Origin of the sequence: Oerskovia sp. NPDC060338, assembly GCF_042726295.1 — a bacterium.
Classification (GTDB): domain Bacteria; phylum Actinomycetota; class Actinomycetes; order Actinomycetales; family Cellulomonadaceae; genus Oerskovia; species Oerskovia merdavium.
The window spans coordinates 110,355-132,395 of the sequence record NZ_JBHXCQ010000007.1; the positions used below are offsets into that span (position 1 = coordinate 110,355).

The 22,041-nt window shown below is 69.3% G+C and carries 19 protein-coding genes; 10 read left to right on the top strand and 9 right to left on the bottom strand.

Features of this window, described 5'->3' with window-relative positions:
• Window positions 1-73 precede the first annotated feature (73 nt).
• From ACFWGN_RS10350 to ACFWGN_RS10365, 4 genes are all read left to right on the top strand, one after another.
• Window positions 74-1,078 (top strand): glycosyltransferase, encoded by a 1,005-nt coding sequence (locus ACFWGN_RS10350; protein WP_377616769.1) that lies wholly within the window; start codon window positions 74-76, stop codon window positions 1,076-1,078.
• 26 nt (window positions 1,079-1,104) lie between these two features.
• Window positions 1,105-2,025, top strand: coding sequence for an NAD-dependent epimerase/dehydratase family protein (locus ACFWGN_RS10355; protein WP_377616862.1), 921 nt, complete (start codon window positions 1,105-1,107; stop codon window positions 2,023-2,025).
• 70 nt (window positions 2,026-2,095) lie between these two features.
• Entirely contained in the window at window positions 2,096-3,091 is a 996-nt protein-coding gene (rfbB, locus tag ACFWGN_RS10360; protein WP_377616770.1) for a dTDP-glucose 4,6-dehydratase, read from the top strand.
• Between the two features lie 148 nt (window positions 3,092-3,239).
• The gene (locus tag ACFWGN_RS10365) at window positions 3,240-5,495 is read left to right on the top strand and encodes an N-acetylmuramoyl-L-alanine amidase (RefSeq protein ID WP_377616771.1); all 2,256 of its coding nucleotides are present in this window, start codon (window positions 3,240-3,242) and stop codon (window positions 5,493-5,495) included.
• 310 nt (window positions 5,496-5,805) lie between these two features.
• Here ACFWGN_RS10365 and ACFWGN_RS10370 read toward each other — a convergent pair whose 3' ends face one another.
• The 5 genes from ACFWGN_RS10370 to ACFWGN_RS10390 all read right to left on the bottom strand — a co-directional run bounded on the left by ACFWGN_RS10370 (window position 5,806) and on the right by ACFWGN_RS10390 (window position 10,494).
• Window positions 5,806-7,359, bottom strand: a complete 1,554-nt coding sequence (locus tag ACFWGN_RS10370; RefSeq protein ID WP_377616772.1) for a DUF2142 domain-containing protein — start codon at window positions 7,357-7,359, stop codon at window positions 5,806-5,808.
• 95 nt (window positions 7,360-7,454) lie between these two features.
• The gene (locus ACFWGN_RS10375; protein ID WP_377616773.1) at window positions 7,455-8,732 is read right to left on the bottom strand and encodes a lipopolysaccharide biosynthesis protein; all 1,278 of its coding nucleotides are present in this window, start codon (window positions 8,730-8,732) and stop codon (window positions 7,455-7,457) included.
• Complete coding sequence (locus ACFWGN_RS10380; RefSeq protein ID WP_377616774.1) at window positions 8,722-9,108, bottom strand: DUF2304 domain-containing protein; 387 nt, start codon at window positions 9,106-9,108, stop codon at window positions 8,722-8,724. The genes ACFWGN_RS10375 and ACFWGN_RS10380 overlap by 11 nt, the downstream gene beginning before the upstream one ends.
• Complete coding sequence (locus ACFWGN_RS10385) at window positions 9,105-9,845, bottom strand: glycosyltransferase family 2 protein (protein WP_377616775.1); 741 nt, start codon at window positions 9,843-9,845, stop codon at window positions 9,105-9,107. The genes ACFWGN_RS10380 and ACFWGN_RS10385 overlap by 4 nt, the downstream gene beginning before the upstream one ends.
• Window positions 9,846-9,864: 19 nt before the next feature.
• Window positions 9,865-10,494 (bottom strand): dTDP-4-dehydrorhamnose 3,5-epimerase family protein, encoded by a 630-nt coding sequence (locus ACFWGN_RS10390; protein WP_377616863.1) that lies wholly within the window; start codon window positions 10,492-10,494, stop codon window positions 9,865-9,867.
• Between the two features lie 259 nt (window positions 10,495-10,753).
• On the opposite strand from ACFWGN_RS10390, the gene rfbD reads away from it, so the two are divergent.
• Window positions 10,754-11,623: a dTDP-4-dehydrorhamnose reductase gene (gene rfbD, locus ACFWGN_RS10395; protein WP_377616776.1), complete on the top strand. Its 870-nt coding sequence runs from the start codon at window positions 10,754-10,756 to the stop codon at window positions 11,621-11,623.
• Window positions 11,624-11,674: 51 nt separating this feature from the next.
• Here rfbD and rfbA read toward each other — a convergent pair whose 3' ends face one another.
• Entirely contained in the window at window positions 11,675-12,559 is an 885-nt protein-coding gene (rfbA, locus tag ACFWGN_RS10400) for a glucose-1-phosphate thymidylyltransferase RfbA (protein ID WP_377616777.1), read from the bottom strand.
• Between the two features lie 60 nt (window positions 12,560-12,619).
• Window positions 12,620-13,261 (bottom strand): class I SAM-dependent methyltransferase, encoded by a 642-nt coding sequence (locus ACFWGN_RS10405; RefSeq protein ID WP_377616778.1) that lies wholly within the window; start codon window positions 13,259-13,261, stop codon window positions 12,620-12,622.
• 203 nt (window positions 13,262-13,464) lie between these two features.
• Between ACFWGN_RS10405 and ACFWGN_RS10410 the strand changes: the two genes are divergently transcribed.
• Window positions 13,465-14,319 (top strand): hypothetical protein, encoded by an 855-nt coding sequence (locus ACFWGN_RS10410; protein ID WP_377616779.1) that lies wholly within the window; start codon window positions 13,465-13,467, stop codon window positions 14,317-14,319.
• A gap of 5 nt (window positions 14,320-14,324) precedes the next feature.
• Here the strand turns inward: ACFWGN_RS10410 and ACFWGN_RS10415 are convergent, their stop codons facing one another.
• Window positions 14,325-15,140 carry a TIGR03089 family protein gene (locus tag ACFWGN_RS10415; protein ID WP_377616780.1) on the bottom strand — a complete coding sequence of 272 codons (816 nt, stop codon included), beginning with the start codon at window positions 15,138-15,140 and terminating at the stop codon, window positions 14,325-14,327.
• 154 nt (window positions 15,141-15,294) lie between these two features.
• Here ACFWGN_RS10415 and ACFWGN_RS10420 point away from each other — a divergent pair, with 154 nt between their 5' ends.
• The 3 genes from ACFWGN_RS10420 (at window position 15,295) to ACFWGN_RS10430 (ending at window position 20,969) form a co-directional block, all read left to right on the top strand.
• Window positions 15,295-15,624 carry a WhiB family transcriptional regulator gene (locus ACFWGN_RS10420; RefSeq protein ID WP_056764226.1) on the top strand — a complete coding sequence of 110 codons (330 nt, stop codon included), beginning with the start codon at window positions 15,295-15,297 and terminating at the stop codon, window positions 15,622-15,624.
• Window positions 15,625-15,846: 222 nt separating this feature from the next.
• Entirely contained in the window at window positions 15,847-19,212 is a 3,366-nt protein-coding gene (locus ACFWGN_RS10425) for a glycosyltransferase (protein ID WP_377616781.1), read from the top strand.
• A gap of 5 nt (window positions 19,213-19,217) precedes the next feature.
• Entirely contained in the window at window positions 19,218-20,969 is a 1,752-nt protein-coding gene (locus ACFWGN_RS10430) for a DUF5719 family protein (RefSeq protein WP_377616782.1), read from the top strand.
• Between the two features lie 18 nt (window positions 20,970-20,987).
• Here ACFWGN_RS10430 and ACFWGN_RS10435 read toward each other — a convergent pair whose 3' ends face one another.
• Window positions 20,988-21,626 (bottom strand): metallopeptidase family protein, encoded by a 639-nt coding sequence (locus tag ACFWGN_RS10435; RefSeq protein ID WP_377616783.1) that lies wholly within the window; start codon window positions 21,624-21,626, stop codon window positions 20,988-20,990.
• A gap of 32 nt (window positions 21,627-21,658) precedes the next feature.
• Here ACFWGN_RS10435 and ACFWGN_RS10440 point away from each other — a divergent pair, with 32 nt between their 5' ends.
• Window positions 21,659-22,012: a DUF3499 domain-containing protein gene (locus tag ACFWGN_RS10440; protein ID WP_377616784.1), complete on the top strand. Its 354-nt coding sequence runs from the start codon at window positions 21,659-21,661 to the stop codon at window positions 22,010-22,012.
• The last annotated feature ends 29 nt before the right edge of the window (window positions 22,013-22,041 follow it).

Below are 22,041 nucleotides of genomic sequence, written 5' to 3' on the forward strand. Positions count from 1 at the left end.
TCACGTTGTGGTCCGGGAGGGCGCCGTCGTGAGCGTGCCGGGGACCCGATCTGCACCGACTATAGTCGGGCGCGTGACAACGCCAGAATCCTCGGGATCGATCCATCGTGTGTCAGTCGTCATTCCTGTCTATCAAGGCGCCAAGACGCTCCCCGCCCTCCTCGCGGAGATCGACTCGCTGTCGAGCGGTTTCGTGACGACAGGCGGGCGCGACGCCGTCGTGAGCGAGGTCCTCCTCGTCCATGACCACGGTCCGGACCGGTCCGACGAGACGATCCGCGACCTTGCCGCCGTGTACCCGTACGTGCGCCCGGTCTGGTTGAGCCGGAACTTCGGGCAGCACGCCGCGACCCTCGCAGGGATGGCGTCCTCAGGAGGCGACTGGATCGTCACTCTCGACGAGGACGGGCAGCACGATCCCCGTGAGATGGCGGACCTGCTCGACGCAGCTCTCGATGTCGGCGCCACGGTCGTCTACGGTGCGCCGCGCAATCCCGCACCGCACGGCGCCGTGCGCAACGCGGCGTCCCGGACGTCGAAGCGTCTCATAGCCGGCGTCATGGGTGGTGCAGACACGTCGATCTACCAGAGCTACCGGCTCGTCCTGGGAGAGATCGGTCGATCGGTCGCCGCGTACGCTGGCTCGGGCGTCTATCTGGATGTCGCCCTGGGATGGGTCGCGGGCGAGGTCACGACCGCGCCGATCACCCTGCGCGAAGAGGACAGGGCGTCCGGGTACTCGTATCGTCGTCTGCTCTCCCACTTCTGGCGGATGGTCCTCTCGAGCGGCACGAGGGGACTCCGGCTGGTGAGCGTACTCGGGGTGATCCTCGGGGTGATCGGCGTGATCATGGCCGTCTTCTTGACGGTGAACAAAATCGCAGGCGAGGACGTACCTTCGGGCTGGACGTCCCTCATCGTCGTCATCCTCCTGACGAGCGGGGCGATACTCTTCTCACTGGGCGTCGTTGCCGAGTACATCGGTGTAGCCGTCAACCAAGCGATGGGCAAGCCCCTGTACCTCATCGTCTCCGACCCGAGGAACGGTCCCCTCGGGAAGCGGGCGCAGCGCTCTTGAGCACCGCAGAGCGGGCTACCTCATTGGTGGTCGGTGCGAGAGGGCTCCTCGGTCGGGCGGTGCTTCAGGAGTCGGCAGCGCGCGGTGCGATCGTCGTGCCGGCACGTGTCCGGTGGAGCGATCCCGACGATGCAGCGAAGGATCTTTCGGCCGCTCTCGACGAGGCGCGCACGACGGGCGCCGGTCCGATGCGGATCCTGTGGTGCGCCGGCGCAGGTGTGACGGCGACCCCTCAAGAGGTCTTGGACGCGGAGCTGGCCGTCTTTGACGCTTTCCTCGACGTCGTCGCGAGGATGGGGGCCGAGGACCGGTCGCGGACGACCTTCTTCTACGCCTCGTCGGCCGGGGGGGTGTACGCCGGTGCCAGTGAGCCGCCATTCAGCGAAGCCACCTCTCCGTCACCGCTCGCACCGTACGGTCACGCGAAGCTGCAGGCGGAGGCTGCTCTCGCACGGCTGTCGGACGTAGATGTTCACGTCCTGATCGGGCGTATCGCGAACATCTACGGGCCGGGTCAGGACCTTGGCAAGCCTCAGGGGCTCATCTCCCAGCTCTGCCTGGCTCACCACACAGCTCGACCGATCGGCGTATACGTCTCGCTCGACACTTTGCGAGACTACGTCTTCGTCGACGACTGTGCGGCGATGATCATGGACATGGTAGAGCGTCGCGAGCAGCTGGTCGACGACTCTGGCCCGGTGATCAAGATCATCGCGTCCCAGCAGTCGGTGTCGATCGCGATGCTGCTCGGGGAGATGCGTCGGATCTTCAAGCGAGCGCCGCGGGTCGTCCTCGCCTCCTCTCCGCACGCGCGCCAGCAGGCACGGGACCTGCGCTTCCGCTCGACGATCTGGCCGGAGATCGACCGGCGGGTCTTTCGGACCCTGGCCTCCGGGGTCGGGGTCACGGACGAGGACATCGGGCTGCGGGTCCGGTCCGCAAGATGACGGAGGGGAAGCGCGAGAACGTCATGCAGTACATTGATTGGTCGTTGTCAGATCTACTCGGAGGGGTCCTGTGAAGGCTCTCATTACCGGTGGCGCCGGCTTCATCGGCGCCAACTTCGTCCACCAGACCGTCCAGGAACGTCCGGATGTCGATGTCGTGGTGCTGGACGCCCTCACGTACGCGGGGGACGTCTCGTCGCTCGCCGCCGTTCGTGACCGCATCGAGTTCGTGCAGGGCGATGTCGCCGACGCAGAGGTCGTCGACTCCCTCGTGGCCGATGCGGACGTCGTCATCCACTTCGCGGCGGAGTCACACAACGACAACTCACTCAAGGACCCGTGGCCGTTCGTGCAGACGAACGTGATCGGGACGTTCACCCTGCTGGAGGCGGTCCGTAAGCACGGCGTGCGGTACCACCACATCTCGACCGACGAGGTGTACGGCGACCTCGAGCTGGACGACCCTGAGCGCTTCACGGCCGAGACCCCCTACAACCCGTCGAGCCCCTACTCGTCTACGAAGGCGTCGAGCGACCTGCTCGTCCGCGCATGGGCGCGATCCTTCGGGGTCCAGGCAACGATCTCCAACTGCTCCAACAACTACGGGCCGTATCAGCACATCGAGAAGTTCATCCCTCGTCAGATCACCAACTTGATCGATGGGATTCGCCCTCGCCTCTACGGCAGCGGAGAGAACGTCCGCGACTGGATCCATGTGCACGACCACAACTCGGCGGTGTGGAGGATCATCGAGTCCGGGAAGATCGGTGACACCTATCTGATCGGAGCGGACGGTGAGAAGAACAACCTCGAAGTTGTCCGCAGCCTGCTCGAGATCTTCGGCCGGGATGGCGACGACTTCGACCTGGTAGCCGACCGGCCGGGGCATGATCTTCGTTACGCCATCGACTCGAGCAAGCTCCGGGACGAACTCGGCTGGGTTCCGCAGTTCACCGAGTTCGATTCCGGGCTCCGTGCCACTGTGGACTGGTACCGCGAGAACGAGCAGTGGTGGCGCCCGGCGAAGGCTGCCATCGAGGAGAAGTACGCCGCGAGCGGTCAGTAGCAGGACTCCGGTATCGATGCCGGCGCATCGCACGCGCGTCGAACGACGAACGCAACGATGCGCCGGTAGCGTGTCAGAGGAGAACACGGGACAGGGACGACCAAGCAACGGTTTCTCCTGATCGTGTGGCCCCTGACCGGAGGTAATCATGCCCAAGCGTTTCCGGACCGCCATCGTCGCCCTGTTGACATCCGCTGGACTCCTTCTGCCGGGGGCGCTGGTTCCGGTAGGCGCAACCGGTGTCGAGCCGGCACTCCTGTCTCACCCGGCACCGGCATCCGCCGCCCTGCCTGAGCCACCCGCGCCTGTCTTCTCCGAGGTCTCGTTCGCTGCGGCAGGGGAGGCGTCGGCCAGGAGCGGCGCCTCCTCAGGGGCAACCACCTTCGGAACGGCCCCTCGCACGCTTGTCGCTGCGTCCGACGTGGGGGGCTTTGCGACCGTCGGTGTCACCTGGGCTGGTGATGCTGCGCCGCAGATCGAGGTGCGAACTCAGACCGCGTCCGAGTGGTCCGGATGGCAGGACCTCGAGGTCGACGACCCGACCGGTAGTGGTCCCGAGGCGGGACGTAGCGGGACTGCACCCTTTGCGATCGGGCGTGTCGACCGGGTGGAAGCCCGGATCACCCCGACCAGCTCTGCCGACCTCCTTGACCCTCGGTTGACGGTCATCGATCCCGGTGTGTCAGACGTGGACGCGCGTGCCACAACGGTCCCCCCCGCCTCGCGCGCGACGCCGGGACGTGCCGGCGTGGCAGACGTTTCAAGGTCGGGAGAGGTGCAAGCGACCCTCGCCACCTCGATGGGCAGCAACGGCGCGCCCGACTTCGTCTCGCGGGCACTGTGGGGCGCGGACGAGTCGCTGATGAGGTGGAGTCCCTCGCAGGGGGACTTTCGCGGCGCGATAGTTCACCACACCGCCGGTACGAACAACTACGGTCCCGGGGATGTCCCCGCGATAATCCGCGGAATCTACGCATACCACTCTCAGACTCGCGGTTGGGGCGACATCGGTTACAACTTCCTGGTCGACAAGTTCGGACGCGTCTGGGAAGGGCGCGCCGGAGGGGTGGAGCTGGAGACCATCGGCGCCCACACCACGAGCTACAACGCCCAGACCTTCGGGGTGTCTGTCCTTGGCAACTACCAGGAAGCGACAGTCAGCAACGAGGCAGTCACAGCCGTGGTGGGGATCCTGGCGTGGAAGATGTCGTTGCTCGGGATCGACGCCGGCGGCACGATGAGTGTCAACGGGAAGGTCCTGCCGACGATCATCGGGCACCGGGACGTGGCAGCGACCTCGTGCCCTGGGCAGAGCCTCTGGGCCCGGCAGGCTGAGATCAGGCAACGCGTCAAAGCGGAACAGGCGAGATACGGGGCGATCTACGGCGTGGGTACCGGGGCCTTCGTCAAGTCCCCGGCGCGACCGGAGGTGTATCTCGTCGTCGGGGCCACCAAGCATCATGTGACGTCCGGCGCGGTCCTCACCTCGCTCTCGCGGCTCGGTCGGATTCAGGACGCGCCCGACGTCTATCTCAACTTTCTCTCCACCGGCCCCTCGCTCAAGCGTTTCGTCCGAGACCCGGGCTCGGGTGTCGTCGCGTTCGTGGACTCGAACTACCGGCTCCGGGCACCCTCGTGTCAGATGGTCGCCGACTACGGGGGATCGTGCGGGGACCTCGTCAATCTGTCCATGACCCAATGGTCGCTCCTGTCGCAGGGACCTGAGCTGACCTCGGCCTACGGTACGACCAATGGCAAGCTCTTCTTCATTGCTGGAGGAACCCGCCGCGAGGTGTTCGACGCGGCCTCACTGACCGCGCAGGGGCTGCCGTCGCTTCACAATGTGCTGAGCGAGGACGGTATTGGTGCACTGCCATACGGCGCGCCGATCATCAGGGATCGGGTTGTCGTCCAGCAGCGCTCGAGCTCGAACGCGATGCTCTACGTCGACGGACGAGCTGCCGCGCTGACGCCGTCGCTCGTGGCCGACTCCGCGTTGAGGACGCTCCCGCGAGGGAGCCTCGACGGGCAGAGCGTGGGGCTCGTGCCGACGACCTCGGCGGTGAGCGGGCTGGTCGTGGCTTCCGGGACGTCACAGAACTTCGTGCTCACGTCCAGCGGGCTGCTCGATGTCACGCACTCGGGCACGTTCGCCCCATCGACGGCCAGGTCCACCTGGTCGGCGAGCCTCGTGTCGGCGTTCACCCCGCAGTCGACCGCCGGAAGGGCTGTGGCACTCAAGGCGACCGGTGCGCCGGAGATCTGGATTCTTCAGAACGGGCAACGCCGGTGGGCGAAGACCTGGAGTGCCTATGTCGGTGCTTTCGGTGGTGCGGCCCCGATCTACTGGGAGGTGGCCTCGACCACGGTCGACTCGATCCCTCGAGGCGCCGACCTCAGTTGATGTGCTCCGCGTCGCCGCAGGGGGGCTGGACAGCACTGCCGCAGCACGTCCCTCGAGCCCGAAGGGCGTGCACTGGGTGCGTGACCGAGCGTGACGGTCTGCCACATCTCCTCGGTGAGGTGCTCAGCACGTGGTACGGACGGGGCGCGGCGGTCGGCAGGGTGCGCGACGTGCCGCTGGGGACGGGTGGTGGGCTGGAAAGGACTATGACGGCCGAGGATCGGGGTCGAGGGGGCCGCTCAGGGCCTTGCATCGCGTGCTGGTGGACGCGTTGACGCCACCGAGCTACCTTCCGATCAGTGGGCTGGAATCAGCGTGGCGCGCTCGCTTCGAGCGAGACGGTCGTCGCGCTGGTGGTGGATGACGACGATCGGACAGCGCCTTCCGAGGCCACCCGCTGAGCGACCACGACGAGGGCGAACCACGCCACTCCGTAGGCGACGACCAGGACGAGGATCGGCAACGGGGGAGTCCACGACGCGGCATCGGTCTTGAACCACCCGCCCCACGCTCCGTTGACATAGCGGTGCAGGTTGACGACGAAGACGGAGACGTTCGCAACGGCAAACAAGAGACCGATCGTCCAGGTCGTCCGACGCACGAACCAGGGAGGAAGCCCGTCACTGCGCTCAGCGAGCGCGAAGGCGGCGAGCAGGATCACCCCGAACGCGATCGGGAACGTGTACCTGCCCTGCCAGTAGTAACCGACGTCTTCCACCAGCGGAACCTGTGCAGCGACGGGGATGAGCACCACGAGCACTGCCGTGGCGGCGATAGCGATCCTGTCGCGGTTCAGCCCGATGGCCCAGGCGAGGATCGCGACGGTCAGGATCGTGCCACCCAGGGTCATGTGTAGCCACCCGGGGATCGGAACGTCCAACCAGCCGAGCGCGGCGAGCATCTGGTGCAGATAGGTGCTCGTATCGCCGAGGGTGCGCAGGATCGCCTCGCGCTGCGTGATGCCCGGGCCCCCCGGACCTTGTGGCACGGCATTTGCATTGAGGATCCAGAAGCTGGCGGCCGCGCAGATGGCGACACAAGCGGCAATTCCCCAGATCGCCTTTCGGTGTCGTACCGCGTCGACCACGGGGCGCCAGCCTGTGCTCACGACGACCATCACGACGATCAGTGCCACCCAAAGCGGCCCGAGGCTCCTGGGCAGCGCGACGAGGGCCGTGGCGAGAATTATCCGGACGATCCGCCTGTTCAGCAGATCGGGTGCAGGGTGGCGGACGATCGCGAGGCAGGACAGCCAGAGCAGCACGGCACCCGTCACCTCGAACGACTGAGGGTTGACAGCACCCGTCAGATTCACGAAGGTCGGCGTCAGCGGGAGCAGGAGGGCGAGTCCGAGCCATCGTCGGCGCGGGAGCTCGGCGACGGTCCGCGCTGCGAGTCCCATGACCGCCGCACAGACGAGCGCGTTCATGAGGCGCATCAGGTAGAGAGTGTGCTCACCACCGCCGGGAAGCAGCGCGGGGAGTCCGACCACGGCGTAGTAGGCCGGGTTGTAGTTGATCGCTGACGAGTCGATCTCCTGCGGCGTGCTCAGGTCTCCCTCGAGCGTCGGTTGGCACGAGGCCGAGGCTCCGCTCTGGAACATTATGCAGTCGGCGTACCGCGCCAGCTGGGCGTAGAGGCTGGGTAGCTCGACCCACCCGGTACCGGTGCTGGCCCCGTCAGGGGAGATGTCTTCGGCTCCACGCACCGTGGCGGCGGCCTTCACCACGTGCGAGGGCTCGTCGGCCGACGCCATGATCGGGTTGCTGATGGCCCACAGGGAGCTCACGAGGAAGTAGGCGACGAAGGCCCACCAGAACGCCGCCCGGGGAGTCAGCGAGCCAGTTGGCGTGACGAGCCGCAACGCGGACCGGAAGGGGCGCGAACGCGTGTGGTGAGGCATGCCTGGCTTTCGATCGGACGGGGCCACGTCGAGCCGACCTGGCCCCGTGTACTGGGCTAGTTCTGAGGGGGCACCTGCGACTCGTCACGCCACATCCGGACGATCTTGCGTTCGCCGAGAAGGAGCGTGACGAGTGCCGCGCCGGTTCCGGTGCACAGGGCGAGCGCGACTCTGAGCGACAGCTCGATGTCGACGGCGAGCGTTGCGCACGCGATGACCAGCCCGATTCCCCAACCGATGGCGATGAGTCGCTCGCGGTGGTGGGCGATCAGCGACTGGGCGTATGCCTGGGCGAGCATGAAGAGTCCACCTGACACCGCGATGAGAACCAGCGTCGAGGTCCCGATGGTGAAGGCTGGTCCGTAGGCCACACTGAGTGCCCACGGACCGAGGACGGCCACGCCCAGCGTGCCGACGCTGGCCAGTGCTGCGGAGATGAGGAGCGTCTTGCGCATGGTCGTCCGGTACGCGGGCCAGTCGTGACGAACGACGATCGCGGCGAGCGCCGGCAGCACCACGACCTGGACGGGGGTGAAGAGGAAGAGTGGGATGCGAGCGATCGTCACAGCCGCGATGAAACGCCCACTGAGATCTTGCTGGCTGGCGCCGGCAAGGACGGCCATCGCGATCGGCCCCATGTTGGCGAGGAGTTGGCTCGACAGGGCAGCCGCGACGAGCCCCCCGAGCGGGCTCTCGGTCGCATCGGGCAGGGGGCGTGCCCGCAGTGGGCGCATCAGGGTGGTGGGGCGGACCGTGATCAACGTGGCGACGAGCGGAGCGATGACGAGGATCGTGGCATAGGCGACCTGGGACGAGGCGCCGGTCACGAAAAGTGCCAACGACAGGAAGATCCTCAAGCCACCGTCGACGGCGAGCTGGGCGCCATAGCGACGGAACTGCCCGGTACCGGCCAGGATCCCTCGCGCGTAGTAGGCGAACGCCTGGGCGCCAAGGCCGAGGACGACGACCAGTACCATCGATCCTGAAGCCAGGGGCCCGTCCGCCAGCCATCGGTAGCCGACAAGTGCGAGAGCCACGACGGTGAGGATCGCGAGGCCGACATATCGCACGATGCGGGTGACCTGACCGCTCGCCGCGCCGTCGGCACGCGCAGCGGAGAGCCTCCGCGCGATCTCCTGCTCGACGGGCTGGAAGAGTCCGATCCCGATCGCGTTCAAGAGGGTCCACGCGACCGAGACTGGAGCCGTGCCGGCCGGGCCGAGGTCGCGTCCGGCGAGTGCCAGGAAGACGAAGTGCGCGGCCCCGAAGACTCCCAGCCCGACGGCGACGTGCAGGGTCGATCTGTTCGAGCTTTCGGTGATCTCAGCCGACATCATCGGTCTCCTGGGCGCCGATGTTGCTCAAGGATGTCTGCCTCAGCTCGTCGACGTCATGCCTCAGCATGGCGACCTCTTCGACGAGCGTCCGGGTCTCGTCCTCGAGCGAGGTGATCTCGGTGCTGAGCTGGACGCAGACGATCAGCAGCACCATGAGCGCGAGGGCGAAGAGCAGGTTGCTGGGGGTCTCCACACCGACAGCCGTGGCGAGCGCCGTGACGAGTGCGGGAAACGCCCCGAAGATGCACACACCGATCGCAAGGAGGAGCCAGATGGCGACGTACTTCTCTCGAAGCCGCCGCCGACGCAGGAGTACCAGCAGGGACAGGACGAGGACGAGGCAGGAGGCCAGTGCGAAGGCGTAGCCGCTCACGATGCGTCCGGAACGATGGCGACCGGGCGTGACAGGGCGATGACCAGCGCGAGCGCTGCGCGCCCGAGGAAGATCGCTGCCTTCAAGGGATGGTGCGACGGCACGCCTCCTGCACGAGGTCTCATCGAGACTCCGGTCTGGCGGATGCGGAGTCCGGCACGAGAGGCGATGACGATGGACTCCACGGTGTCTCCGAGGTATTCGGCCGGGTAGTCCCGGGAGAAGAGTGCGATGGCCCGTCGGTTGGATGCCTTGAATCCGGACGTGGTGTCGGTCAGAGTGGTACCGGCGACCCGGGAGAGGATCACCGAGAGCAGGCCCATCGCCCACCGACGTGGGCCGCGGACGGAGTAGTCGCCCTCGCCGGCGAATCGGGCGCCGATCACGATGTCGGCCTCGCCGTCGCTCAGGAGAGCCAGAAGCCGTGGGACGTCGGCAGGTGAGTGCTGTCCGTCTGCATCGAGCTGGACGGCGGCGTCGTACCCGTTCCGGTGGGCGAACTTGTAGCCGGCGCGCATCGCCCCGCCGACGCCGAGGTTGACGGGAAGGTCAAGAAGCATCACGGAGCGGCTTCGTGCAACTCTCGAGGTCTGATCCGTCGATCCGTCGCTCACGACGAGGACCTCCACACCGGGCAGGGTACGGGTCAGCTCGTCGAGAACTCCGGGGAGAGCCGCTTCCTCGTTCCATGCGGGCACTACCACGAGGACGCGCATCTGGTCGATCACGCCGGACATCCTATCGTCGGCTCGAACGTCACCGTCCGCCGCTTTCCATGAGGGATCGCACGAACTCGTCGACGGCGCTCCAGGTCGGAAGGAGCGCGTCCGCGGCCGCCTGGGCGAGCGTGGGAGCGTCGGAGTCCTTCTCGGAGAGAATCGGTGTCAGTGAGGCTCCCGACCGGCCGGTGGTCGGCCAGGCGATCCCCAGGTCCGGGTCGAGGGGGTCGATCCCGTGCTCGCGCCCGGGCGCGTAGCCCGTGGAGCAGAGATAGAGAACTGTCGAGCCGTCCTCGAGGGACATGAAGGCGTGGCCCAGGCCTTCGCTGATGTAGACAGCGCGACGGTCGACATCGTCGAGCAGTACCGAGTCCCACTGGCCGAAGGTCGGCGAGCCGGTCCGGACGTCGACGACGACGTCGAGCACCGCTCCCTTGGCGCAGGTGATGTACTTCGCCTGCCCGGGGGGGACGTCGGCAAAGTGAATGCCTCGGAGAACACCGGCGGCGGACACCGAGCAGTTGGCCTGTTGGAGGTCGAACGCGTGCCCGGTGACCGCCTCGAACGCGGGTGCCTTGAACCACTCGAGGAACGCGCCACGGGCGTCACCGAACTGCGTCGTGGTGATCTCCCAGGCGCCGGGGACGCTCAGCTCACGAAACTCCATGCTCTCCTCAATCTTCTTGTCACGCGCGCCGGTCACCGGGAGGTTCCTGGGACCGATCGATCAGTCGACGCTCTCGCAGGTCCGCCTCGTCAGGCCCTCGCTCGCCGGGGGCGAGCGGTCGACCACGATCGCAACCTAGAAGAATCCGTCGGATCTCGTCGGGCCTAGAATCAGGTGATTCTGCGGGCCGGACGGACCGCGCACTGAGTGATCATACGAGGACGGGCCCGCCCACTCCTCCAGGACGGAGCCATCTGGGATGGAAGCATCATCGCACCGATCGAAGAAGTGGCTGGTGGTTGGGTCCGCCGGCATGCTCGGCCAGGACATGGTCCGGGTGCTCGAACTATCGGGACATGACGTGTCCGGGGTCACCCGGTCGGAGCTGGACGTCACGGATCCGACGTCGGCGGAGGCAGGTGTCGCGGGGTTCGACGTGGTGGTGAACTGTGCCGCATGGACCGCGGTCGATGACGCCGAATCTCGTGAGGGCGAGGCCTTCGACATCAATGCGGTCGGTGCCGCGAACCTTGCGAAGGCCTCGAACCGTACCGGTGCCCGGCTCGTTCAGATCTCGACCGACTACGTCTTCGCTGGCTCCGCGACAGTGCCCTATGACGAGGACCAGGCTGTCGCTCCACGCTCGGCCTACGGTCGGACGAAGGCTGCAGGGGAGTGGGCGGTCTTGGCGGCCTCTGCCGGACATCTGGTGGTGAGAACTGCATGGTTGTACGGAGCTGGTGGGCCGTGCTTCCCTCGCACGATGGCACAGCTTGCTCGTGAGCGCGACGAACTGAGCGTCGTGGCGGACCAGGTCGGACAGCCCACCTGGACGGTCGACCTCGCAGACCTGGTGCTGCGTCTGGTGGACACCGACGCCCCGGGCGGCGTCTACCACGGGACCTCCGCCGGAGAGACGTCCTGGTTCGACTTCACTCGGGCGATCGTCGAGTCGATCGGTGCCTCGGTGAGCGTCGTGCCAACGACGAGCGAGGCGTTCGTGCGCCCTGCTCCGCGACCTGCCTACTCGGTGCTCAGTCACGGAGCGCTCGAAGCGGTGGGGGTCGCCGCGATCGGCGACTGGTTCGAGCGCTGGCAACGCGCTTCGGCGGAAGTGCTCGGAGCCTGACGTCCCGCGGGCCGGCCCCGCGTCCGGCGGCCGGCCCGCAGACGAGGCCGTCTAGCTGGGGTGCGGAGAGCTGGTCGTTCCGAGCAAGCCGAGCAGGTACGTCCCGTAGCCAGACTTGACGAGGCGCTCGGCGCGTTCACGGAGCTCGTCGTCCGTCAGGAAGCCTCGACGCCAGGCGACCTCCTCCGGCGAGCCGATCTTGAGACCCTGCCGGTTCTCGATGGTGCGGACAAAGTCCGAGGCCTCAAGCAGTGAGTCGAAGGTGCCGGTGTCCAGCCATGCCGTGCCTCGCGGAAGAACCTCGACCTGCAGGCGTCCTTGGCGCAGGTACTCGCGGTTGACGTCCGTGATCTCATACTCGCCGCGTGCCGACGGTTCGAGGTCCCGTGCGATCGAGACGACGTCGTTGTCGTAGAAGTAGAGGCCAGGGACGGCGTAGTTCGAGCGGGGGACAGCAGGCTTCTCCTCGAGCGACAACGCCATACCGTTCGCGTCGAACTCGACCACGCCGTAGGCCGTAGGGTCTGACACGCGATAGGCGAAGACTGCTCCGCCGTCGATCGACTCGAACCTGGTCAGCTGGCTGCCCAGTCCAGGGCCGTAGAAGATGTTGTCGCCGAGGACCAGCGAGACGGAGTCGTTGCCGACGAAGTCAGCGCCGAGGACGAACGCCTGGGCGAGGCCGTTCGGCTCCGCTTGCACGGCGTACGAGATAGCCACACCGAACTGCCCGCCGTCGCCGAGCAGCCGATGGAACTGTTCGGCGTCGTGAGGCGTCGTGATGACGAGGATGTCCTTGATCCCGGCAAGGATGAGTGTGGACAGGGGATAGTAGATCATCGGCTTGTCGTACACAGGGACTAGCTGCTTGCTCACGCCGAGCGTGATCGGGTGGAGACGGGTACCGGATCCTCCGGCCAGAATGATTCCGCGCATGGGCGGGATCATCTCACGTCGAGTGGTCGGGAGCTCGGACGTCCCCCGGCGGCCGACGCGCTAGCCACCCGTGCGGGTGCTTGCCGGAGTGCGGGCGACAACGACGAACTCGTTGTACACGAAGCGTGTGCCCAGGCGACGTGGGAACGGGAAGGACCTGGACGTCGCCACGTCCAGACCGAGCCCGGCGCAGATCGCCAGGAGGCGGTCGGAGTCGACGAAGTCGACGTGCGACGAGTCGCTCGCGTACCCGCGTTCTTGGGGACAGACGAGCATGACGACCGAACCTGGCCGGAGGTACGGGAGGTACTCTGCGAGAAGCGGTGCCTGAGTCTCGGGTGACAGGTGCTCAAGGACGTGCGCTACGAGCAACCCGTCGAACTCCGCACCCTCGGAACGAGCCCAGGTGTGGAACTCTGCAGGGGTGTGGGCCGTCAGTCCGCGGGCTCGACAAAAGGCCACCGAGCTCGCGTTGTGGTCGATCCCCACGCTTCGAGCCCCGAGTGCGCCGAGATTGCGGCCAACCCCGCAGCCCAGGTCGAGCGTCCTTGCGGAACCGAGAGTGCGGCGCACGTTCCAACGGTAGGGGGCCTGGACGTGGAGCGCCCGCTTCCACCATGCGCCCTGCAGCGCGCGGAGCCGCTCAGAGTAGGCCTCCGACCTCGTGTCCATGGTTGCGTCCATCTGACCGTCGTTCTCCATGCGGGTCTCTCCTTCAAGCGACGGGTCCAGCGTGTTCGAGGGGCGTCGGCAGATCGTTCACGTTCCGGTCAAGGAGCGCCGGAAGTCCTGCTATGTGCGCGTCGACCGATTCGTCGCACCGTCGTGGGCTTGCCGGATCTCTCTTGATTGCCGTACTGTACGCGACCGAGCTTCGGCTCGCTCACTCTGCTGAAGGAGCTGCCATGCTGCGTGGTTCAGGTCGACTTGCCATCATTCTCGCCCTGGCGCTCGGAGGTGCGGGAACTACCCCCGTCGCGACGGCGGTCGAGAGCGACTACTTCCTGGCGAGGTCGGAGTTCAGCTCGGCGATCTTCCGTGTCGAGGGTCGAATCGACGGTTCATGGAGCGACTACCACTACGTGTCCTTCGACGAGTGGCGACAGCTCGGTTTTGAGGAACCAGTCGTCCTCGAGGCGGAGCTCCTGTCTGCCTCGTGGACCGACCACATCTACTGGCGGGTCGACTGGCCTCCAACCGGTGGGCCGTCGACGAGTAACGAGACGGGTCGGCTCACCCTCGAGCAATGGCGGGGCACCGGATTTCGAGAGCCCTACCAGGACCCGGACTTCTGCGAGCGCCTGCCGTGTTCGATCGCGAAGTTCCCGTCGTCCTCAGAGCTCTTCGTCCAGGTGCCGCTCTCGTCGGAGATCCACAAGCTGACGTTCAGCGAGTGGGACTTCATGGGGCGGCCGGCGGTGGACAACATGCAGACGGACGGCTGGTACAAGCTGCCGTGGGCAGCCAACATCTTCCGCATCGACCCGTCCCAGATCGGTCCACGAGACCCCTTCTACTACGACACCCAGTTCGGGGAGCACCGCACGGAGAAGTACTCCTACTGGGCGGCCTGGGACTTTCCGACCCCGAAGGTCGTCGAGTCGGTGCGTCGTGACCGATTCGTCAAGTTCCCGGAGTCTCCAGCGATCTACTACGACGGCCCTGCGGGGTTCTTCCACATGTCGTCGGGCCAGTGGGCTGCGGCGGGCTATCCGATCCCTGGTGTCCACACGGGTCCACGTGCCTTCTACACCTGGTGAACCCGTCATGCCTTTGGCGGGAGGACCGTATCGACTCGCTCTGTAGCGACGAGCCGTGCGAGTCGTGGGTCGTCGGTGCCCAGGTGTGAGGTGACGGTACCGACGAGCACCACCGAGCCGTCCGAGGCCAGCACCTGCAGGGCGCGACGCAGCAGTCGGAAGGCGTCGCCCTCCTGGACGAGGACGCGTGCCCCGGGGGAGACGTCGTCGCCGAGCCGGGCCGCCCAGGTGACCAGCTCGCCGTGGAGCACGGCTCCCGGCTCGAGCGCGACCGTGGCCAGGTCGACCTCCTCGACCCAGCCGATCTGGTCGCCGTAGGTCATGACGGCCGAGCCCGCATCGATGGCACCGGCGGGCAGGTCGCCGTCGAATCGACGCGCGAGAGCGGGGAGCGGCACGGCGACGACGGGCGCGCGCGTTCCCGTCCAGGCGGCCGGCCGGGACGTCACGACGACGTCGACGTCGCGCGCGAGGTCGAGGAGCGCGGGTTCCGCGGGCTGGTCCTCCGGCCCGACGGCGCCGCTCGCCGGGGCGTCCGGCAGGAGGACGAGCGTGGCACCGGCCCGCCATGCGGCGAGCCCCCAGACAATCGCCCGCCAATGCGGGGGCAGGTCGAGAAGGACTCGTGTCCCCGGGGCTGCGTCGAATTCCTCGACGAGGAGGTTGACGGTTTTGTTGACCCAGTTGTGCAGGACTGCTCCCGAAAGCTCCACGCGCTCGCCGTCGTCGCCGTACCAGGTGACGCGGGGTCGCCCGGGGTCTCGGAGGATGAGACGTTGCAGGTCAGCGACGTGAGCGGCGGGTGCAGAGGAGAGGGTCATGGGGCCCAGCCTAGGGCGCGGCCGTCGGCGCCGCGGGTTCCGTGATTTCACCCACGGGATCTGCTCGATAGCACATTTCGGCTTGACGGACGCGCATGACACGCGTGTAATTTCCCTAATGCAGTTTCCAAAGAACGGCATGAAGGGGCGCATCATGTGGAACGTGCTGGGCGAGGACCAAGGGGCATTCCCCTCGGATGCAGGTCGGACGATCGAGACGGTGGCGCCAGTGCTGCCGCTCTTCGGTCAGGTGGTGGACGACACGCTCATGGGGTGGCAGGAGCGTGCTCTGTGCGCTCAGACGGACCCTGAGGCGTTCTTCCCGGAGAAGGGCGGCTCGACTCGCGAGGCGAAGAAGGTCTGCACGGGGTGCGAGGTGCGGTCCGAGTGCCTCGAGTACGCGCTCGAGCACGACGAGAGGTTCGGCATCTGGGGCGGGCTCTCCGAGCGCGAGCGGCGCAAGCTGAAGCGCCGCGTGGTCTGACGGACCCGCTGCCCGCCTCGGAGTGACGGGCCCTGCGGGCCGTCGTGCCGAGGCCCCAGCACGGGGTGCCCCGGGGGCTGCAGGTCCGCGACCTGCCGGGCCGAGGTCCCACGATCTCCAGCGGGGGCGGGTCATGATGACGGCAGGATGACTTCTTCAGACACCACCACCGTGACCGGGCCCCTCTCTCAGCCGGGTGCATCGCAGCAGCGTGCACGTGGTGTGGCGCCTGACGCCACGGCCGCAGCATCGGGCTCGGCCTCGACGCCGGTCACGGTCGCCGCCGTGATCGTGACGCAGGGACACACGCCCTACCTCCCGGAGACCCTCGAAGCGGTCCGGGCGCAGTCGATCGCCCCCGACACGGTGATCGTCGTCGACGTGGCCGCGTCCCGGGCCATGAGCGAGTACCAGGAGCTGCACCTGGGCGGCGCTCGCTTCCTCGCTGCCCCGCACGCACGGTCCTTCGGTCAGGCGGTCGACACGGCCCTCGCGTCGCGGGGCGAGGACCCCCCTCCGACCTGGCTGTGGCTGCTCCACGACGACTCCCCGCCCGAGCCCGGCGCCCTGGCCGAGCAGCTGCGCGCGGTCGAGCACTCCGCCACGGTCGCCGTCGCGGGCGCCAAGCAGCGTCGATGGGACGAGGGTGGCGACGACGACGGGCTGCTCCTCGAGGTCGGCTTCACCATCTCCCCGCTGGGGCGCCGGATGACTGGCATCGACGAGCACGAGATCGACCAGGGCCAGCACGACGCCCGGGAGGACGTCCTGGCGGTCGGGCTCGCCGGAGCGCTCGTGCGGACCTCGGTCTGGTTGGAGCTGGGCGGCACCGACCCCGAGTACGGGGTGTTCGGCGACGGCCTCGACCTCTGCCGCCGTGCTCGGCTCGCGGGTCATCGGATCGTCGTCGTTCCTCGGGCGGTCGTGCGCCACGCGCAGGCCTCGCTCCTGGGCCTCCGGCAGGAGGACCAGCGAGACGACGAGGAGGTCCCCGCTCCCGACGTCGATGCGTCCTACGGTGCACGTCGACGGAGTCTCCTGCACCAGCGGCTCGTGAGCGTCTCCGGTCCGAGCCTGCTGCCGGCTGCTCTCGCGATGATTCTCTGGGCCCCGTTCCAGGCCATGTACCGTCTCGCGGTCAAACGCCCGGGGCAGGCTCGGGACGAGCTCCTCGCGCCCTTGTGGGCGGTCTTCCGCTTCCGGGCGCTCGCACGGTCCCGGGGCAGGATCCGACGGACGAGCGTCCTCCCGCGCCGCGCCCTGGCGCCCCTGCAGGGGACGTGGCGGGACGTGCTCGGGGAGCGCCGGGGCCATCGCCTCGCGCATGCCGAGCTGAGCAGGACGGTCGAAGCGCCGACGGACCTCGAGCGTGCCGAGCTACGAGCCCTGGCGCGTCGTCGACAGGCGATGCTCACGGTGGCCGTCGTCGCCCTGCTCGGTGTGACCGCTGTCGTCTTCGGCCCGCTGCTCTCCGTGCTCGGCGCCGGGGGGCGGTTCGTCGGAGGCGCGCTCCTTCCGGTGCAGGGCCGTCTCGCGGAGGTGTGGCAGGCCGCGACCGGTGGCTGGATCTCGGAGGGCTTGGGGGCCGCGGCCCCCGCTGATCCGTTCACGACCCTCCTGCTGTCGGCCTCGCTCCTCGGCGGAGGCGTCGCGCAGCCGGTGATCGGCGTGCTCGTCGTGACGTCGTTCCTCGTCGCGGGGCTCGGAGCCTGGTTCGCCGCGGGTGGAGTCACGCGCTCGGTCTGGTTGCGCGCCTGGGCGGCCGTGGTCTGGGTCGCGGCGCCCTCGCTCCTGATCGCGCTCGGCGACGGCAGGTTGGGCGCTCTCGTCGCCCATGCCGCGCTTCCCTGGGTCGCGCTCGGGGTCCTGCGCGCGCTCGGCGTCCAGGCGCGCGACGAGGTCGCGCCCGCGCTGGTGGCCACCTCGGTGGTCGAGGTGGGTAGGGCGGCACCTGCCCCGCGCGTCGTCCGCACGGCGCGGCGCAGGCGCCAGGGATCGATCGGGGCGGCCGCGGCGGCGGGACTCGCGCTGTTCATCGCGGTGTGCGGAGCCCCCGTCCTGCTGCTCGTCGCTGCCCTCGCGCTGACCGTCGTGGCGGTGGCCGCCACGCAGCACCGCAGGTATCTCGTGCTGGTGCTCCTCCCGTCGATCGTCCTGCTCGCCCCCTTCTGGGGGCGCGTCGTCACGACCTGGGACGACGGCGGCTGGCGGCTCCTGCTCGCGGACCCGGGGGCTCCGGTCCAGGCCGTGGCCGCGCCGGCGTGGCAGCAGCTGCTCGGTCAGCCCGTCGAGGCCGTCGCATGGTTCGGCCTGGATGAGGGCGCCCTGGGCGAGGCCGGCCGCTGGGCACCTCTCGCGACCGGCGCGCTCGTCGTGGTCCTCGCACTCGTGGCGTTGTTCCGTCGGCGGGGGGCTGCGGTGGTGAGCGCCTGGTTCATCGCGGCGCTGGGCCTCGCGACGGCCGTCCTGGCGGGCTCCGTGGAGGTCGCGGTCGGCGAGGACGGTGCGGTCACCGGCTGGCCCGGCGTCGGGGTCTCGGTGGTCCTCCTGGCGCTCCTGGGGGCCGCGCTGCTCGGCGCGCCGGCTCTGCGGCGCCCGGTCCGCCCGGCCGCCACCGTGGTCCCGCAGGACCGCACCCGTGCGGGGTGGCGGGCCTGCGCCGTCGGGCTGCTGGCGCTCGTCGCCCTCGCCCTCCCCGCGGCCTCGCTCGCCTCGTGGGTGCTGTTCGCGACCGAGCAGGACGGCGCGGTGGGCGAACTGACCGTCACGACCGAGCCCGTCGTGCCCAAGGTGGGCCAGCAGATGCAGGACTCCGACCGCGAGGTGCGCGTGCTCTCGATCGAGCTGGGGCCCGGTGGCGTGCTCGAGTACGCCCTGCTCCGCGGCGACGGGCCGCAGATGATCGACTCCTCGAGCGCGGTCCGTGCCCGGGCCATGGACGACCCGTCGTTCGCTCAGGGCCCCGTGCCAGAGCTCGTCGCCGCGATGGCCTCCGGGAGCTCGGCCGACGCCGCGACCGGGCTCGCCGACCTGGCCGTCGGTGCGGTCCTGATCCCGGCCGAGCCGGCCCCAGACCCGACGACCGCTCGCGAGCGCGCCGAGCTCGTCGCCCGCCTCGACATGGTGCCCGGCCTCGAGCGCGTGACCGAGGGGCAGTCGGGCGTCCTGTGGCGCGTCGCGCCGGGACCGACGGAGACCGACGCACCCGCCTGGGCGCGCGTCGTCGACGCCCTCCCCGCGACTCCTGCCGCGGGGGACGAGACGACCGAGCCGGTGTCCGTCGAGCGCCTCCTCCCTGCTGACGACAAGACCGTGGCGACCCGGGTCGCCCCCGGTGCGCAGACACGCGCCGTGGTCCTCGCGGAGACGGCTGACCCCGGGTGGTCGGCGACGCTCGACGGCCGGAACCTCCCGCGCGCCGAGGTCGACGGGCGCCAGGCGTTCCTGCTCGGCCCCGACGGCGGGTTCCTGCGCATAGAGCACGACCCCGTGCACCGGCTCCCGTGGCTGGTCGCCGCCGGGGTCACCCTGTTGATCTTCGTGCTCCTGGCCGTGCCGGTGGGACGTCGTCGGACCGGAACGAGGTAGTACCAGTGACCACCAGACGCTCGCGCCCGCGCGCCGCCCTGCGCCGCGTCGCGACCATCTCCACGGGGCTCGTGGCCGTCGCGCTCACGGGGGTCGTGGCGGCAGTCGGCGTGCCCGAGGGTTGGGGTGCCGCGCCCGGCGCCGCCTCGACCGACGTCGAGCAGATCGAGGCGACGACACCCGAGCGCGTGCTCGTGTGCCCCGCACCCGTGCGTCTCGCGGACACGGCGCAGGTGGGTGACGCGCAGTTCGGCGCCGCTCCCGTCGAGACCACGACCGCCCTGCGCGCGGCCGTGGTCGGCGGCGCGGGGACAGGCTCGGCGAACCCGGGGGACACCCCTGTGAACCTCACGGGCCTCGACGCGCTGGACGCGTCGCCGCTCGAGGAGGGGGAAGGCGCGACGATCGTCTCGCTGGCCGACGTGACGGACGGCGAGGTGCTTCGCGTCGGTGCAGGCACCCCGGTCGACACCAGGGTCGCGGCGTCGGTGGGCTCGGTGACGACCGCCGGGGACCTCCGAGGCCTGGCGGCAGCGAGCTGCGCGGTGCCCGACATCAGCCAGTGGCTCGTCGGGGGGAGCACCGAGGTCGGCAGCAGCGCCCAGCTCGTGCTCCAGAACCCCGGACGAACGCCCGCCACGGTGCGCCTGAGCATCTGGGGGCCGGGCGGACCCGTCGTCCTCAGCGGGGGTGGGCAGTACCTCGTCCCGCCCGGAGAGGAGGTCGTGACCCTCGTCGAGGCGGTCGCTCCCGAGCAGCGCCGCCTGGCCGTTCACGTCGAGTCCACGGGAGGGACGGTCGCGGCCTACCTGCAGCACAGCACCCTCGACGGCCTGGTGCCGGTCGGGGTCGACTTCGTGGTCCCCGGTGCCGAGCCGACCACGGCCCTCGCGCTCGGCGTCACGAGCGCCGGCGAGTCCGTCGAGGACCCCTGGGCGCCCCAGCTGCGCCTGCTCGCGCCGGGGTCCGAGGCGGGAAGCGCGACCGTGACGGTCTACGGTGCCGACGGCCGCGTGCGGTTGCGAGGTGGCGAGGAGCAGGACCTCGCCCCCGGCGCGGTCACGGACGTGTCGCTCGGTGGCTTGCCCGCAGGGGACTACACCGTCGCAGTGGACTCGACCGTGCCGGTCGTGGCCGGTGCCTTCCAGGCGCGTGCCGGAGACCCGGTCCCCGACTCGCTCGACGACACCCCGCAGGTCGACCGCGCGTGGGTCGCGGCGACCGCGCTCGACGCGCTCTCGGCAGCAGCCGAGGACGACTTGTCGGCCGACGGTGCCGGCAGGGAGACGGTCGAGCCCACCGCGGCCCGGACGACCGACCGCGGGACCGTGACGCTCGTCCCCGGCACCAACAGCGTCGTGCGGGTGGGAGCGGTACCCTCGGTGCGCGGCGACGATGCGGCGCCGACGGGAACGTTCAGCGGGACGCTGCGCGCGTACGGAGCCGATGGTGCCCTGCTGGGCGAGACCGTTCTCGCTGTCGAGGCGGGGACGACGACGAGTCTTGACGCGCTCGCGATCGGCGACGGTAAGGAGCCCGCCGTCCTCACGCTCGACGCGAGCGAGAAGTCGGCGGGATCTCCCCAGGACGGTCCGACCCTCGTCTGGTCGGTGCTCGCGAGCGCGGGGTCGCCCGTGGCGGACGCGGACGAGGGAGCGCCCGGCACGCTGGTGTCGGTGCTCGTCCCGGTGCCGCCCGCGTCGAGCCAGGGCACGGTCGCGGTCCGCGCCACGAGCACCGCGGGCCTGCCCGACTGAGTCCGGTCGGCGACCCGCTCAGTGCCCGCCCTGGTACCGCGGGTCGATCTCCTCGGGAGTGCGCGCGAGCATGTGCGCGACCTGCTCCACGACGACGTCGCGCACCAGGTCGGCCGTGTCGTCGTCGTCGAACGCCCGGGACTCGATGGGGCGCCGGTAGACGACGATCCGGGCGGGCTGCCCGGAGTCGGCGGGGAAGTACCGACCGAGCGGCACCCCGGCGTCCTCCCAGGGCGCGGGGTCGGAGGGCGGGACGTCCTCGACCGCGAACTCGGTGCCGTGCAGCTGCTTGGACCAGCTGCGCTCGAGCAGGGCGATCGTGGCGATCACGTGCGCGTCGAACTTCTCGCCGCGCGTGCGGTTGGCGGGTGCCGACGGCGGGAGCAGAGGGCCGCGGATCCCGCGGCCGCGCCGGTCGCGGCGACGCGGGTGCGGCCCGGAGTCGTTGAGGTCCGGCCCGCGGGCCGGGATGCGCAGCGACGCCACGAGGGGTGCGGGTGCGTCGGACGCAGTGCGCTCGGGACGTCGACGGCGCCCGTGCGGGGTGGGAGACGGGGAGGGCGAGGGGTGGGCGGGCACGTCTCCGAGCCTAGAGGACGGCAGCGTGCCGTGCCCGGGGCGACCGGTCGCGAGGACGGGGATCGGCGTGTATGGCATCGCGACCATCGTGCAGGGCGTAGTGTCAGCGCGTGAGATCCGTCAGACAGTGCTCGCGCACCGCATGCACCCGCGCGTCGGTGGCGACCCTCACCTACGTCTACGCGGACTCGACCGCCGTGCTCGGGCCCCTCGCCCACATGGCCGAGCCCCACAGCTACGATCTCTGCGCCGAGCACGCCGAGCGGCTCACGGCTCCCCGAGGGTGGGAGGTCGTCCGGCTGACACAGCACTTCGTCGAGACCGGGCCCAGCGACGACGACCTGTCCGCGCTGGCCGAGGCCGTCCGCGAGGCGGGCCGCACGCGTCGAGGCGCAGAGCCCGACGACGTCACCGAGGTCGGGCGCCGAGGTCATCTGCGGGTCCTGCGCGCCGAGGGCGACTGAACGCAGGGTCCTGCCGTCCCGGCTAGGCT